Source organism: Thermobifida alba, assembly GCF_023208015.1.
Taxonomy (GTDB): domain Bacteria; phylum Actinomycetota; class Actinomycetes; order Streptosporangiales; family Streptosporangiaceae; genus Thermobifida; species Thermobifida alba.
This window is the reverse complement of sequence record NZ_CP051627.1, coordinates 3,531,774-3,547,033: the sequence shown is the minus strand read 5'-3', so window position 1 is coordinate 3,547,033 and position 15,260 is coordinate 3,531,774. Positions and strand designations below refer to the sequence as shown.

Annotated in this window: 14 protein-coding genes and 1 pseudogene; 4 read left to right on the top strand and 11 right to left on the bottom strand. The window is 68.4% G+C overall.

The features are described from left to right. Positions 1-73 precede the first annotated feature (73 nt). The gene (locus FOF52_RS15615) at positions 74-694 is read right to left on the bottom strand and encodes a class I SAM-dependent methyltransferase (protein ID WP_248590677.1); all 621 of its coding nucleotides are present in this window, start codon (positions 692-694) and stop codon (positions 74-76) included. 261 nt (positions 695-955) lie between these two features. On the opposite strand from FOF52_RS15615, the gene FOF52_RS15610 reads away from it, so the two are divergent. Beyond that, complete coding sequence (locus FOF52_RS15610) at positions 956-1,369, top strand: SSI family serine proteinase inhibitor (RefSeq protein ID WP_248590676.1); 414 nt, start codon at positions 956-958, stop codon at positions 1,367-1,369. Here FOF52_RS15610 and FOF52_RS15605 read toward each other — a convergent pair. From FOF52_RS15605 to FOF52_RS15565, 10 genes and pseudogenes are all read right to left on the bottom strand, one after another. Then, positions 1,314-2,696: an MFS transporter gene (locus FOF52_RS15605; RefSeq protein WP_248590675.1), complete on the bottom strand. Its 1,383-nt coding sequence runs from the start codon at positions 2,694-2,696 to the stop codon at positions 1,314-1,316. The two genes, FOF52_RS15610 and FOF52_RS15605, sit on opposite strands and share 56 nt — an antisense overlap. A 142-nt stretch (positions 2,697-2,838) precedes the next feature. Continuing rightward, entirely contained in the window at positions 2,839-3,444 is a 606-nt protein-coding gene (locus FOF52_RS15600) for a TetR/AcrR family transcriptional regulator (RefSeq protein WP_248590674.1), read from the bottom strand. Between the two features lie 333 nt (positions 3,445-3,777). Next, positions 3,778-4,890: a lantibiotic dehydratase family protein gene (locus FOF52_RS22185; protein WP_425265554.1), complete on the bottom strand. Its 1,113-nt coding sequence runs from the start codon at positions 4,888-4,890 to the stop codon at positions 3,778-3,780. Positions 4,891-5,079: 189 nt separating this feature from the next. Continuing rightward, the gene (locus FOF52_RS15595; RefSeq protein ID WP_248590673.1) at positions 5,080-5,280 is read right to left on the bottom strand and encodes an FxLD family lanthipeptide; all 201 of its coding nucleotides are present in this window, start codon (positions 5,278-5,280) and stop codon (positions 5,080-5,082) included. Then, positions 5,280-6,557 (bottom strand): methyltransferase, FxLD system, encoded by a 1,278-nt coding sequence (gene fxlM, locus FOF52_RS15590; protein ID WP_248590672.1) that lies wholly within the window; start codon positions 6,555-6,557, stop codon positions 5,280-5,282. The genes FOF52_RS15595 and fxlM (FOF52_RS15590) overlap by 1 nt, the downstream gene beginning before the upstream one ends. 924 nt (positions 6,558-7,481) lie before the next feature. Beyond that, positions 7,482-7,847: a DUF397 domain-containing protein gene (locus FOF52_RS15585; RefSeq protein ID WP_248590671.1), complete on the bottom strand. Its 366-nt coding sequence runs from the start codon at positions 7,845-7,847 to the stop codon at positions 7,482-7,484. Between the two features lie 38 nt (positions 7,848-7,885). Then, positions 7,886-8,161: pseudogene (locus tag FOF52_RS15580) on the bottom strand (flavoprotein); the annotation flags it as partial. Positions 8,162-8,239: 78 nt separating this feature from the next. After that, positions 8,240-8,614 carry a YdcF family protein gene (locus FOF52_RS15575; protein WP_248590670.1) on the bottom strand — a complete coding sequence of 125 codons (375 nt, stop codon included), beginning with the start codon at positions 8,612-8,614 and terminating at the stop codon, positions 8,240-8,242. Between the two features lie 30 nt (positions 8,615-8,644). Next, complete coding sequence (locus FOF52_RS15570; protein WP_248590669.1) at positions 8,645-9,115, bottom strand: NUDIX domain-containing protein; 471 nt, start codon at positions 9,113-9,115, stop codon at positions 8,645-8,647. A 21-nt stretch (positions 9,116-9,136) separates the two neighbouring features. After that, entirely contained in the window at positions 9,137-9,673 is a 537-nt protein-coding gene (locus FOF52_RS15565) for a hypothetical protein (protein WP_248590668.1), read from the bottom strand. Between the two features lie 932 nt (positions 9,674-10,605). On the opposite strand from FOF52_RS15565, the gene fxlM (FOF52_RS15560) reads away from it, so the two are divergent. The 3 genes from fxlM (FOF52_RS15560) to FOF52_RS15550 all read left to right on the top strand — a co-directional run bounded on the left by fxlM (FOF52_RS15560) (position 10,606) and on the right by FOF52_RS15550 (position 15,242). Then, on the top strand, positions 10,606-11,850 hold the full coding sequence (fxlM, locus tag FOF52_RS15560) for a methyltransferase, FxLD system (protein WP_068756887.1): 1,245 nt from the start codon (positions 10,606-10,608) through the stop codon (positions 11,848-11,850). A 64-nt stretch (positions 11,851-11,914) separates the two neighbouring features. Further along, positions 11,915-12,082 carry an FxLD family lanthipeptide gene (locus FOF52_RS15555; protein WP_083948129.1) on the top strand — a complete coding sequence of 56 codons (168 nt, stop codon included), beginning with the start codon at positions 11,915-11,917 and terminating at the stop codon, positions 12,080-12,082. A 70-nt stretch (positions 12,083-12,152) separates the two neighbouring features. Then, positions 12,153-15,242, top strand: coding sequence for a lantibiotic dehydratase (locus FOF52_RS15550; RefSeq protein WP_341849688.1), 3,090 nt, complete (start codon positions 12,153-12,155; stop codon positions 15,240-15,242). Positions 15,243-15,260 lie beyond the last annotated feature (18 nt).

Here is a 15,260-nt window from a genome sequence, read left to right as displayed (position 1 = left end):
AGGGGGAGCGGGGGAAGATGATCAACATCGTAATGCGCTTCCCCCGGATCGCTCCCTGGCAAACAGCGCTGTCTCAGCGGCTGCGGAGCGGTTTGCGCCAGGTGAGCGAGTACCGCCACAGCAGGTGGCGGCGGAACCGGCAGCCCGGGAGCAGCCGCCGCGCCTCCGCCCGGACCTCGCCCCACGACAGGACCGGGTCGGCGACGGGCATGCCGACCGGATCGTGCTCGCCGCCGTGCCGCCACGCCAGCCAGCGCGCCGCGGGCACCCCGAGGCCGCTCACCGCCCAGTCCACCGGGGTGCGGTTGCGCGCCAGGCCGACGACCACCAGTCGGCCGCCGGGCGCGAGCAGGCGGACCATCCCCCGGACCGCCTCGGCGAAGTCCCAGTGGTGGACCACCGCCACGGCACTGACGAAGTCGTACCCGCCCTCCGGCAGCAGGCTCCCCACGGCGTCGCGGAAGTCCGCCGCCAGGACGGTCACCGACCCCAGGCCGGCGGTGCGCTCGCGGGCCAGGCGGACCATCTCGGGGGAGCGGTCCACCCCCGTCACCCGCCGGGCCCGCCCGGCCAGCTTCTCCAGCAGCAGGCCGTCGCCGCAGCCCACGTCCAGCGCCGCGGCGCAGCCGTCCGGCACCTCGTCCAGCACGAGCCGGTGGTAATGCGTGTTGTGGTTCCAGTAGGAGGCGGCCATGCCCCGAAGCCTGGCGCGGCGCGCCTAAAGTCCGCGTTCGCAGAACCGTGCCCCGGGCACGCCTGCCGCGCGGGCGGCCGGGCCGGGAACCGGCCTCCCGTGACGCGGGGGAGAAGCACGGTTGCGGAGGGTTCCCCTCCCGGCAGGGGCCTTACTACAGTGGAGGCGTGCCGTGGACCGCCCCGGGGGCGCGACGGGCGCCGCCGAGGCGGTGGGAGCACCCACGACGCAGTCCCGCCGTCCCAGCGGAAAGGTCCCCCCATGCGTGTACCGGCACTTCGTCGAACCGCGGCCGCCCTCGCCGTCGCCGCCTGCGTCCTCCCCCTCACCGCGGCCCCGGCCGCCGCCGACTCCCCGCCCGACGGACCCAACGCCTTCCTCAGCCTCATCATCCAGCCGCTGGAGGGCTCCGGCGGCTCCTTCCACTTCTTCACCCTGGAGTGCGGCCCCGACGGGGGAACCCACCCCACCCCCGAGGAAGCCTGCGACTCGCTGCGCGCGGTCGACGGCGACTTCGAGGCGCTGCCGACCCGCTTCGTTCCCTGCCCTCCGGTGTACTGGCCGGTCCGGTTCACCGCTGCCGGCCACTGGGACGGCGACGGCCTCTACTACTCGCGGATCATGGGCGACCACTGCAGCGGGAGCGCCGCCACCGACGGCGTGTTCCCGTACTAGCGACGGCGGTCGGCCGGGCGGCGGCGCGGTCAGCCGTCCGGCCGGCCACCCCGGGCACCGGGGCCTCCCCGGGGCTGTCCGCCGCCGAGGACGGCACCGGAGGCGGGGGCGGTCCGGACCACTTCACCGGGCCGCGACCGTCCCGCTCCGCCCGCCGCCCGGGAACAGCGGCCCTGGCCGCGACCGCGGCGGCCAGCAGCAGGGCGACGACGACGAACATGGCCCGGCGCAGCCCGGCGTGCTCGCCGAGGAGGCCGAGCAGCGGTGGGCCGACGAGAAAGGCGAGGTACCCGCTGGTCGCGACGGCACTGACCCGCTCGGCGCCGCGCTCGGGGTCGTCGCCGGCCGCGGAGATCGCCACGGGGAACCCGAGCGACGCCCCGAGCCCCCACAGCGCCACCGCGACGCCCGCGACCACGGGATGGGACGCCAGCGCCGCGACCGTGACCCCGACCGCGCCGCACAGCGCGCTGGCCGACAGCACGGCGGCGCGGCCGAACCGGACGAGGACGGGACCGCCCGCGAACCGGCCGACGGTCATCGCGACGGCGAAGCCCGCGTAGACCAGGGAGCCCCCGCTCTCGGACGCCCCGTAACCGTCGACCATGAGGAGGGGCAGCCAGTCGTTGGCCGCCCCCTCGGCGAACGCCATGGCGAGCACGACGACACCGATGAGCAGCAGGCGCGAGTCGCGCCACACGCTCGGCCGCCGCCCGGCCGGAGCGTCCGCGCGGGCCGGGGCCGCGGCGGGAGTCCGGCCGGTGCCGGCGGGAACGCCCGGCAGGGCCCAGAGCGCGAGCACCGCCATGAGGAGGGCGACGGCCAGCAGGTGCCAGACCACGGGGAAGCGGACGGCGGTGAGACCGATGCCGACCAGGGCGCCGATCACGGTGCCGAGGCTGAAGCTGCCGTGCAGCATCGGCAGGACGGGACGGCCGGTGGCGGCCTCGACCGCGGCGGCCTCGATGTTCAGGCCGATCTCGCCGAGTCCCCCGCCGACCCCCACCAGCAGCAGCCCGACGAACACCCCGGCGGTCAGGGACGCGGCGGTGGCGAGGGCGACCACGCCGACTCCGGCGACCGCCAGCACGGTGCCGACCGCGATCACGGGACGGCCGCCCAGGCGGCGCACGAACGGCCCCGCGGTCAGCACTCCGGCCATCGAGCCGACTGAGAGGCCGAGCAGGAGGACTCCCATCCCGGCGGTGGAGGCGTCCACCGCGTCGCGGATGGCGGGGGTGCGGGTCACCCACGAGGAGATTCCCAGGCCCACGATCAGGGTCAGGGCGAACAGCGACAGGCGGAGGCGCCGGAGCGGGGCAGGCATGAGTACGATCGTACATACTTGTGGGAGCGTTCCTATGAGGGAGGGGGAACGCCCGGGGCCCGGCACGCAGGCCCGTCTGGCACCGGGGCGGGGCGGCGTGCCGGAACCGGCCGCCGGACCGGCGACAGGCCGCGGCCGCCCCTCAGTTCCCGCACCGGGTGATCCGGTCCACGGCCTCGACCACGGCGGCGGTGTCGTGCGGTTCGGTGTCCAGGCCGCGGTGCAGGGTCAGCCCCTCGATCAGGGCGTCCAGCAGACGGGCGGTGACCGGGTCGAAATGGCGTTCCAGGGCGGCCCGGGAACGGGCCATCCACCGGTTGGTCAGGTCCCGGAACTCCGGTTTGCGGGCCGCGAGGGTGTACAGCTCACTGGTCAGCACCAGGTCGCGCCGGGAGCTCAGGAGGTCGGCGGTGATCAGCGCGACCACCGCGGCCTTCGCCTCCTCGGCGTCGCGGGCGTCGAGCATGCGCCGCTCGAACCGGGCGGACACGCCGAGCGCGAACCGGCGGAACGCCTCGCGCAGCAACTCGTCCATCCCGGTGAAGTGGTAGGTCATCGACCCCAGCGGCACCCCGGCAGCCGCGGCGATCTTGCGGTGCGACGCCCCCGCCACCCCCTGCTCGACGATGACGTCGAGGCAGGCGTCGATGATCCGGTCGCGACGTCCGGGGTCGTTGCGCCGCCCGCGTCGGCCCGGCACGGGGACCGCGGCGGCCGTTCCGGGCAGCCGGTCGGCGTCCGTCGTCATGGTCACGGATCGTACAGATACGGAAGCGTCCGCACGGGCGCCTCACCCAGAGCCGCTGGCGGCTATGGCCCCAGAGCCATGAACGCGACCGAGGAGGGCACTGGGGCCAAGATCATCGGGAACCCACCGGGGGGGTCGGGGGCGGGGGTGCGGATGGTGCGGGTGAGGAGGTTCAGGGGACGGTGTGACCACGGTCCGCGTCGGCCGGGGATCTTTGCTCTCTTGGATTCAAGAGTCGGTTCCCAGGTCTGTGTCGGAGGAGTGGAGTAGCATCCGGCCTGGCTTCTTCCCCGGGGCGGTCTTGTTGGTGCTGTGGTTGGGAACCTGAAGTGGTCATGGATTTACAGGGGGGTTCTCAAGGAGGTTTGTGTCTGCTTGGGAACTTTCACCCTTTTTTGAGTCGTGAGCGTCGCCAAGCAATGTGGTGTTTGCGCACTTCAGGTGCTGTGGCAGCCACCCTCCGGGGTGGCTGAGGATCGCAACCCCGCACCGGCTTGCAGCGTGTACACGGGACAGGTGTGGCAGCCACCCTCCGGGGTGGCTGAGGATCGCAACCCCACTACAGAACCAAGGCGTCGTCGTGCGGGAGCGTGTGGCAGCCACCCTCCGGGGTGGCTGAGGATCGCAACTCCATAACCGCTCCACTACGGAGTCCCGGCTGCTTTCTGCAAGGGCCCCAGGGCTGCGTTCGGCGAGGTCGTCGCGGATCGTGCGGAGTTCCGCCACGAGGGGCGCGATCGCGTCGATGCCCTGGGCACGGACGGCGTCCAGTTCAGCGCACACATAGCCCAGGGTGTCCAGGCAGGTCATCGGCGGCCACAGGCTGCTCACAAGCAGGTTCTGGTCGATCAGGCCGTCCAGGACCGCCCTGATCCGGTCCTCTCCCGCGGTGGGGAACAGTCGGGCGAGACGAGCGCAAAGCTCCCCGTAACGGATCGGGGTACGGGCCTCTTCTAGGGCCGCTGCCACAGGGCGAGTGCGGCGTACCGATACTTCGAGCGGAGCCATGTGCCGTGCGCGGCCGTCAGCGGGCGGTCCAGGCGCCACGAACCGGTCGCCCCGTGCCTGCCCGGTGTCGTTGGCAACGACATGCAGCCGTTCACGCAGCTCACGGCACTGGTCCAAGCGGCTGATGACGTCGGTGAGCCATTCGCCGTCCGGCCGGGCTGACACCTGGTGTTTTCCACCCCAGGCCACACTGGGTTCGTGTGCGGTTCCTACGGGGGCGACGCCCGCGAACAGACCGAAGGGGGTAGCGCGCCGCTGCCAGCGCAGCAGGTAGGAAACCAGCGAAAGGACGGTTCTGCGCACTCGCCGCGGTTCCGTGCATGCTCCTGACACCACGGCCTCGACCTGCCGACACAGTGCCGGGCTGGCGGCAGCCAAGGCGTCCCGTACGTCCTTGCGAGCCCAGACGTCAGCGATCCAGGCCCGTTGCCGGGGCACGGCCCCGTCGTCGAGCAGAGCCGGGTCGCGGGGCACGTCCAGTCCAGGGGGTGCAGTGCTGGCCCGCAGCAGCGCCCCGCCTCGCCACCGGTAGCCGACCGCTGACCGTCGCACTGCGGCTCCCTTCCTCAGGTGGAGCGCTGGTGTGCCGCACAGGACGTCCGGCACACCAGCACTGCGAACAAGTGATCAGGACAGGGGAGGCTCGATGCTGGAGTTGCAGGCCGAGGCGCCGTCGTTACAGGTGCTGCCGCAGCCGTCACTGGTGCTGCACTGCAGCTTGCCGTTGGGGTGGGTGGCCAGGACGACCTTCACATCGAGCGCGAACTCGTCGTCGATTCCGGGGGGATCGGCCAGTGCCGTGCTACCGCCAGCGAGGCTGGTGCTCATCACCGGTGATCGTCTCCTTCCGAAGAGGCGGGTGGAACGGCCTGGTCCGCGGCTGTTGCCGAGGGCCAGGAGAACGTGACGCGGCTGTGCTTCTTGTCGAGGACCAGGTGTCCCGGCAGTTGCTCGTCGGGGGTGCGGGCCGGGAAGACGCGGATCTGCGGGCCGGGACCGCCGCGGTGCTCGCGGGCCCAGGTCCGCACGTGTCCGGCCATCTTCTCGGCGAACGCCTCCCGCTGCGGGCCGAAGGCGTGGATGCCGTACTCCACGGACCGGTCGTCGGCTGTGGGACGGACCCGCAGGTAGGCGAAGTTGCCGCCGTCGACTGCCGCGAGGGAGAACGAGGGGTGGTTGGGCTCGACCAGGCCCGTGTCCAGTGCGGGGTCGACAGCCATGATGCAGAACCCGGGCAGGGCCGTGGCCAGGTACAACTGCAGGGTGTCGACCAGTTCGGTGCGCCCGACCACCACCCCGGTCCACACCTCCAGCCGGGGGGTGCGCACGGTGTTGTCCAGCAGGCTCGGGTCCCCCGGCAGCCCGTCGTCGAAACGCAGGCCGATCTCGTCCGTGCCGCACAGCAGTAGCAGTTGCTCCTGGTGGGCGCCGGCGCCTTGCATGGGGACGAATCCGCACGCCCGGGCGGAGAGGCCGAGCAGGTGGCCACCGCGGCGCTCGAACGCGATCGAACGGGTCAGGCCCCGCAGCCGTAGCGGCACCACGAGCCGCCCCCGCTCGGTCAGTTGCGTGATCCACGCCGGAGGGATGTCCCACGCCCCGGCGGTGACGATGATCCTGTCGTAGGGGGCGTGGGCAGCGAGTCCGTCCTCAGCATCGGCGAGGACGACGCGCACCTGCGGGTATCCGTTCTCCGCCAGCAGCCGCTCGGCCCGGGCCGTGACGTCCTGGTCGATGTCGACAGTGGTGACCTGGCCGGAATCGCCGACGAGTTCAGCGATCAGGGCTGCGTTGTAGCCGCCCGAACCGATCTCCAGAACCCGCATTCCCGGCTCGATGGCGGCCTGTTCAAGCATCATCGCCTGGATCTGGGGAGCTGAGACCGAACTGATGGAGATCCCGTGCTCATTCTTCTTGGTGACTACGGCCGCATAGGGGCGGTAGGCCTCCTCCACGGTTGCCTCCGGCGTGAACCGGTGCCGTGGAACCCTGCGCATCGCCGCCTCGACCTGTGGGGAGACGATCACGCCGTCCCGGATGAGGGTGTCCACGACCTGGTCCCTTAGTTCTGCCGCGTTCTCGGGATCGGCGGCCACATCAGTCATGGGCTTCCTTTGCTTGTTGGGAGTCGGTGAAGATTGGCGGCGCGGACAGCGAAGACACGCGGATTTCGATGCCGCCTTTTTTCGCCGTGCGATTGCGTGGACCAATGTACATCCCCCGGAGCCAATGCGTAAACGGGAATGGAGAAAACAGCTTCTACCAGTATCGATGTACCGCTGTCCTCTTTGTGGAAAGCGGGTCCTGAAAGGGTAAAAAAGGAGAGCTGTTCCAAGGTCGGACTGAAAATCCATCCTTGGCTTCTTTGGAGGATGCCGGGGAAATAGCCAGGGGTGAGGGCAGGGAAAAGGCAGTGGGAAGCAGTTTTCCAGAAGGTGTCTGAAAGCCCTGGAGCAGGCAGCGGGACGGGGGCTGGCGGAGACGGTCAGGATGTCCGGCAGCGTGCCTGCCCCGCTGGGCCACCGGGCGCGGAGCGGGAGGCGTCCACCGCGCCGGTCCAAGGATGGGACACCTGGCAGTGATCGCCGCGTGGTCGTCAGCGCACGGGCAGTCGGGCAGGCAGGAGGTGCCTGGTGACTGCTGCTTCGCCTGTGTCCAGTCCAGGCAGCCCAAGGCTGCGGTCGGCAGGCGTGAGCAGACTGGGCCCGGTGGTACGACGAGCGGAAGCCGGTGCCACGCAGGGCCTTCTGGAAGGCTGTCCGTTCAGGGGCAGAGAGTGAAGCCCTGGTGGGCACCAAGCGTGTGGCACCGGCGCTCAGCGGCAGGACTCGGACGGCGGTGTCTGGGCGCCTGGTGCGCCCTCCGGGCGGAGAAGTCGGGCGAGGCTGTCGTCGTGCCCGTCCCATCAATCATGCTGTTCGGCCCCGCTGCCGGTTGGGCGGGGAATGGACGAGCGGGTGCACGCCCGTTCCCTCCCCCGGCTCCTGTCGGTGCTGTCTGTGCTTCAGAGGGCTGCCAACGCGGGAGTCTCAGAGCGCAGCCAGGGGGCGGAGTTCGCCGTGGACGACTCCGGCGTGGAAGGCGTCCCATTCGGCGCGGGTGAAGACCAGGGTCGCTTGGGTGGCGGTGTCGCGCAGGATGAAGCCGCCGTCGGGTTGGAAGACGGGGATGAGGCGGCCGGAGTAGTCGGAAGTTCCGGTGGCGACCTGGTCGAGGAAGGTGGTCCAGTCGGTGTTGGTGACGGTGAGGACGGGGCCGTTGGGGTTCTTGGTGTCGCCGACGATGACGTGCCCGTTGCCGGTGGCGCGTACCTGGACGCATCCCTCTCCGGTGGTGGAGAAGGAGGACTTCGTCCACGGGCGGTCGCGGTGGGGTAGAGGTCCGCCAGCAGCCACGTCTGGCTGCCTGCGGGCAGCAATGCCAGCAGTCGGCGGGCGAACTTGTTGGTCGAGTTGAAGGTCAGCGGGCACGCCAGCACCACGTCGGCAGGGGGAAGGCTCTTTCCGGTACCGGGCCTGCGGAAGTCCACCCGCACCGGTTCCCCGGTCAGCTCCGCCAGCCGGTCCAGGTCATGGAAGCGGGTTCCGGCGGGTGTGGACAGCACGGTGATCCGCCACCCGTCTTCCTGGAAGAGTTCCACCAATTCGGGAACGCCCTCGGGAGCCGAGGAGCCGGAGACGACGAGGGAGCAGACACGCTGATCGGCCATGCCCGGCAGTGTAGACACCGTGTTCTCCCCCACTGTGGAGACGATCTGGACTCGAGGGTCGCTGGTCTGTGTACCGGGTCAGGCTCCGATGAGGCGGCTGGTGCATCCGGCTTTGACGAGCGCCTGGTAGGCGGTGTGGACGTCGTCGGGCACGTGCTGTTCGACGGCGAAGCTGCGGTCGGGGTATTCGATGATCCGTTGCGGGTCGCCGACCATGGTGTCGATGACGAGCCGGTCGTCGCCGATGCCCACCAGGGAGTCGCGGAAGGCCACCGGCTCACAGGCGCACACCACCTCCACCTCGGGCCAGACCTTGCGGGTGGTGGCGTAGCCGCGCCGCTGCATGGAGGGCATGGTCGCCAGCATCACCGAGGCCGGGCGGAGGCCCGCCCCGGCCAGCACCCGCCGGGAGAAGGCGATGTTCTGCCCGGTGTCGGCCGCATCAGGCTCCACCGGGATTGCCTTTGGTACTTTCGCTGATGGCTATCCGACCGGTGCACCGTTTTCCAGGTAGCGGGTGGTGTTCTCGACGCGGGCCTGGATGGCCTGGGTGATTCTGCGGGCCAGTCGGGGGATGGTGTGTTCGTGGATTCGGGTGGCGTCGCAGAACTCGTAGCTGGTCAGCTCGGCCGGATCGAGGGCGATCGCATCCAGGTACTCCTGCTCCAGCGGGCCGCCGTCGAAGACGAAGAGCTGCTTGTCGCCTTCGGTGGGGGTGGGGGCCCAGTCGACGACCAGTAGTCTGCCCAGGGGTGGGGTGATGCCCAACTCTTCGCGGACTTCGCGCTGCGCCGCCTGACGGGGAGTCTCGCCGTGTTCGACGTAGCCGCCGGGGATATCGCGGTAGTGCTTGTAGGAGGGCACCACCAACAGCACTCGGTCCTGCTCGTCGAAGAACAACACCCCGGCAGCCACCCGGGGCCGAGCAAAGGACTCTGCGGGATCAACGCTCATACGAAGACCTTAACGGCACAGTCAGAGAGCTTTCATCCGTATGGCCAGCGACACCAGGTCGCGGTTTCGCTTTCCGGACTTGGTCTGCAGCATCGCTGTGACTATCTGACGGCTCATCACGTGTCGCCGAGTCTGTTCGGGGGACAGCTTTTCTGCTTCGAGTACCTGGCCTACCGCCGCATCGATCTGGTTGCGCTTAACGTAGGCTGAAGCCAACTCCAGCGCGTGCCGCACCTGTCGTTCAATGGGGAGCCCTGAAGGATCGATTCTTCGACCGAGTTGGATAGCGGCGTCCACGTCACCGAGGGAGTTAGCCACCACTACACGGTGGACAGCGACGTTTGTCGGCCCGAAAGACGTCCACAGGTCGTTTCGATCTATCCCCAGACGCAAAGCCACCTTCTCGGACTCTTCCAGGTAGTCACGGGCCGCGCGTCGGTCTCCTTCGCGTGCGGCGGCAACGGCTCCGGGCAGCAGAAGAGTTCCGTACACGGAGAGTTCTTTAGGAGATGACCAGTCCATTTCTCCTCGAAGGTAAGCAGCGGCCTGCTCGGCCATCTCCACGGAGGTTGCGCCCTGCCCATAAGAGTGGAGCGAATGCACGCCTGACCTCAACAGCGAACCTATGACGGCAGTATCCCCGGATCGTTGCGCTGCCTGGAGTCCACGCTCCGCCGCGATCCAAGCCAGGTCGGTTTCTCCGAGCTTCGTCAGAATCATCGCTGCCGCTTGTGCGCTCAAAGCCAACAGTTGTTCCGCTGCGAGCAACTCCTTCCCTCCAACTTGTCACCCGGACCCGCCAGGGGTGAACAGCGCCAGAAGACCAAAGGGCTCCCAGGGGGAAGGCTCTGCGGATCGGCTGTCCAAGGATGGTCGTCGAGTCGTCTGTCCGCCAAGGGCACCGGACGGTCACGGCGTGGCCCTGCCGTGAGAGCGGGGTGAAGCCGTGGCTGTGATGTCCGACTTCTACTTCCGGCCTGCCCGGAGTTCCGTCGCTCGGTGTTTCGAGCGCCGGGCAAGTGTCCTGGCAGGGCCTTCGACCACTCATGTCCTTGCCCAGGCTTTCTACAGCGCTGATGCCTGAGGGTCAGATCGCTACCGGGAAGGCACCACCGGAGGGCCTTCGGGGCTGGCGTGGCCTGCCACGATGATGGAGCCGCCTGCCAGATCCTCTCAATTCTGTCGAAGGTTTCTCCACATAGGTTCTTCCGTCTTCACAGGGAACCCTTGAGGCCAGAAAAGCGGCAAACTGGTCAAATGGTGTGAAAAGCGGCTCTTTCTTGGTGGTGTGAAGAAGTACGCCGAAATTTATGACAGCTCGGCATGGACCTCCATGCCCCGTGCCCAGAAACTCGTTTTCACGTCACCTCTCCGCGTACCACTTCGGTGAAGACGAGGAGAGGGAACCCAATTTCACGAAGACCGGATTCCCCGTGCACCTCCAGCCGGTGGACTTCTCCCGCCGGCCCCAGAACGCGGAAGACCACCGAATGAGAGAACATCAAGATACGAAGACCAGCAGCACCGGCGAGACCGACCGCGCTGAGTACCTGCGCGAGAAGATGGTGGGTGAACTGCGTGATCTGGGAGCGGTCCGCAGCGATCCGGTCGCTGCTGCTTTCAGCGTGGTGCCGCGGCACCTGTTCGCCCCGGGCGAGCCGCTGGAGCGGGCCTACGCCACCATGACCACGCTGCACCGGAAGCAGGACGGTGCGGGGACGGCCACCAGCGTGGTGTCCGCGTCGGAGATCCAGGCCGTGATGCTGGAGCAGGCCCGGATCGAACCGGGCATGCGGGTACTGGAGATCGGTTCCGGCGGCTACAACGCGGCACTGATCGCCGAACTGGTCGGTCGGACCGGGAGAGTGGTCTCCGTCGACATCGATCCGGAGATCACCGGCCGAGCCCGACGCTACCTCGACGCCACCGGATACGGGTGGGTCGACGTGGCGCTGGGCGACGCCGCCCACGGTGTTCCAGAACACGCCCCGTTCGACCGGATCATCGTCACCGCGGGCGCATGGGACATCCCACCCGCATGGATCGAGCAGCTCACCGAGGACGGAAGGCTCGTCGTTCCGCTGCGGCTGCGCGGGCTGACGCGCTCGGTGGCCTTCGAGCGTGCAGGTGAGCGCCTGGTGAGCCGGGACTACCAGCTCTGCTCCTTCGTGCCGATGCAGGGAGCCGAGGCCCACAGCGAGCAGGTGGTCACGTTGGACGAGGACAGGGTCAGCCTGCTGATCGACACCGACCGGCCCGTTGACACCGACGGCCTGCGCAAGGCCCTGCTCGGACCGCGGACCGAGCGCTGGGGAGGCATGGAGTTCGGCGACAGCGAGCCACTCCACGACCTGGACCTGTGGATCGCCACCGTGGCCGACGGCTTCGGCTTGGTCAAAGCCACGAAAGAGGCGGTCGACAGCGGGCTGACCAGCAGGTCTGCGCTGTACGGCGGCAAAGCGATCGTGTCGGGGAGCAGTTTCGTCTACCGGGCCTCGGCACGTCCGGTCGACGAGAGCCGCACCAGGTTCGAGTTCGGCGCCTACGCACACGGCCCCGACTCCGAACGCCTCGCCGAGGAGTACATCGACCACATCCGGACCTGGGACCGCGACCACCGCGGGGGACCGGGAGCGCGCATCGAGGTGTTTCCCGCAGCCACCCCCGATGCCGCACTTCCCGCCGGAAGGGTCGTCGACAAGAAGCACACCCGCATCGTCGTCTCCTGGCCCTGACCGCAGGGAAGCCGGGCCGGAAGCCCTGGAACATTTCGGGCAACGTCACTACGAGGAGGAATGCATGACCGTCCAGACCCCTCAGACCGCGATCGATGGGGAAAACACCCAGTTCGACCTCGACATCAGCATCGTCGAGTCCGGTCCCGTCATCAACGACCTGATGCGGCTCACCGACGACGGGTGCGGGACCACCTGCGAGAGTGCCTGCCCGGCCCAGAGCGGTTGCTGACCCCTCCAGCCTCGACTCCCATACGCCGCGGGGTGGCGGACGCCACCCCGCGAGTACCCAACCCTGAGGAGTGGATTTGTACAGGTTCGTGGACGCGGCCGTGGTGCGAGCAGCAGCCCGTTGCCCCGGAAGCGTGCCACCGTGGCCGGACCTGACCGATGACGCGGAGAAAAACCTGACGTCCTGGGTGGACTGGCTGCGGCAGGTGTGGGCATCCGACGGGTTCGCGGCGAGTGTCGAGATCGCCAGCCCAGACCTGGCTCGTCGAGTCCAAGAGGTGTGTCAGGGGAGCCGAGTGCGGAGGCAAGAGGTCCGCCGAGCGGTGCTGTCGCTGATTCGGTACCTGTTACGGTCGACAAGCCGGGCGACACCGTTCGGTCTGTTCTCCGGGGTGGCACCTGTCCGGCTCGGTCACACACCTGCGGTGCGGTTCGGTGGAGGGCATCGCGCCGTCGCGCGGGTCGACTCCACCTGGCTCGACGGAGTGATCACGCGTCTGGAAGCCATCCCCGAGTTGAGGTACCGACTACTGGTCGTGCGCAACAACCTTGCGTTCGTTCGGGACGGACGGCTGGTGGTGGGATGTTGGCAGAGCGGAGCGGTGCACGGAACCGGGCCCGCAGAAGTATCGGTCCGCTACACCGAAGCGGTTCACACCGTTTTTCAGGCTGCTCAGACCCCGGTTCGTCTGGGGGACCTGGCCGACAAACTGGCATCCAACTTTCCGGACAAGCCGGACTCTGTGATCAACGAAATGCTGACCAGGCTGGTGGAACATCGTCTCCTGGTCACCAGTCTGCGTCCACCGATGACGGTCACCGACCCGCTGGGCCACGTCATTGAAGCGCTGACCGCGGTACAAGCCGACACGGTGCAGGGGGCGGCAGGTCTGCTGGACGAGTTGTGCGGGATCCACGCCGATCTGCTCCACCACAACGCGACCCCTCCTCTGCGGGGACGCAGTCTTCGATCGCATGTCTCCCGGAGAATGGCTGCCCTCTGTACCGCAGAGCGGCCGATCGCGGTGGATCTTCGGCTCGACGGTGACTTGGTCCTGCCGCATGCGGTGGTGCGGGAAGCCGAGCGTACGGCGGAGGCGCTGGCCAGGCTGGGACCGCACCCCCACGGAACTCCGGCCTGGCAGGACTACCACCGAAGGTTCTGCGAACGGTACGGACTCGGCTCCCTGGTCGGCATCCGGGAACTGCTCGATGCCGACAGCGGTCTCGGTTTCCCCCACGGTTACCGGAATTCACGTCTGGCTCCTCCGAGCGTTCCCGGCCTGTCCAAACGCGACATGGCCCTGCTCGTCTTGGCGCAGAACGCCGCGGTGCAGCAGCACACCGAAGTCGTCATCGACGACGCACTGGTCGACAACCTTGCGGCTGCCAGCCTTGGCGAGTACCGGGTGCAGCCGCATACCGAACTCCGGTGCCGCATCTACTCGCCCAGTACCGGTGCGCTCGGTCGAGGCGAGTTCCGACTTGCGGTCACCGGAATGTCCCGCGCGGCTGGCACCACGGCCGGGCGGTTTCTCGACCTGTTCGACACGGGTGACCAGGAACGAATGTTCCGGGCCTACGCCGAACTACCCGCAGTCTGTCAGAACGCACTGCGGGTGCAGGTGTCCGGCCCAACGGTGTCCCGGCGGGCCGAGAACATCACAAGAAGTCCCGCTGTGCTGCCTCTCCTGGTCCCCTTGGCCGAACAGTGCCCGGACGGCAAGGAAGCCGTCTCGTTGGACGACCTCGCGGTGACCGCTGATGCCCAGCGGCTCTACCTGGTCTCTGTGTCCCGCCGACAGCCGGTGGAGCCGATCCTGTTCAGCGCTGTGGAACTCACCCACCACGCTCAACCGCTCCTGCGGTTCCTCTGCGAGATCTCTACGGCTCGTACGGCAGCGTGCGTTCCGTTTTCCTGGGGAGCGGCCAGCAGGTTGCCGTTCCTGCCCAGAATCCGCTACCGGCGTTCGATTCTGTCTCCGGCTATGTGGACGCTGACTGCGACAGACTTTCCCGGTTCTGCCGAACCATGGCGGAACTGGAAGGACAGGTGGGACGCGTGGCGGGACCAGTTTCGTGTGCCCGCCTCGGTCTATCTCGGCGACGGTGATCGCCGAATCCGCCTGGACTTGGACGAGTCCGCCCATCTTGCTGTGCTCCGGGCCGACCTGGCGCGCAACGGACACGCAACCATACGCGAGGCACCGGAAGAAGATGAGATGGGGTGGATCGACGGACGCGCTCACGACATCGTCATCCCCCTAGCCGCCACAGCTCCACCCGCTGCACCGCAGCGAACCTGGTCGAGGTGCGTGCTCAGCCGTGCCCACGGGCACCTTCCCGGAAGCAGTGAGTGGCTCTACGTCAAGCTGTACGGGAACCCCGGCCGGCAGACCGCTCTTTTGACCTCGCATCTGCCAGCCCTGCTGGCCGCGTGGGAAAAGGAACCCGAGTGGTGGTTTCTCCGCTACCACGATCCGGACAAGCATCTGCGCTTGCGTATCCGACTTCGGGAAGCCGACGACTTCGGGCAGGTCGCTGCTCGGGTCACCGCGTGGACGACTGAGCTGTACGAGCGTGGCCTCGTGAGCCAGGTGCAGTTCGACACCTACTATCCGGAGACCGGGCGCTTCGGACAGGACGTGGCCATGGCTGCAGCAGAGTCGGTGTTTGCCGCCGATTCTGCCGCAGCAGTCGCGCAACTGCGAGCGGTCGACCACCGTGAGGGCCCGCATCTGCACGCCGTCACTGCCGCCAGCATGGTCGACATCGCCGTCACGGTCGCAGGCAGCGTCAGTGACGGAATGCGCTGGCTGATTCGTCACTGGCGCGCATCTTCAGCTCCCGCACCGTCTCGCGAAACACGCGACCAGATGATCCGCCTGGCAGACCCGAGTCGCGGACGGTCCGCGCTTCTGGAGGTGCCAGGTGGTGAAGACATCGCGGCGTCGTGGGAACTGCGGCGCGCGGCGCTTCTCCGGTACCGCGCGGCACTCACCGCCGAGAAGCAGATTTCCCCGGACACGGTGCTTGCAGACCTTCTGCACCTGCACCATGCCCGCATGGTGGGCATTTCCCCGGACTCGGAGTGGGCCTGCCGTCGTCTGTCCCGCGCCGCCGCCCTGAGCTGGACAGCGCGAACCCAAGGAGCCCTATGAACAGCCCTTGTTCGGAAG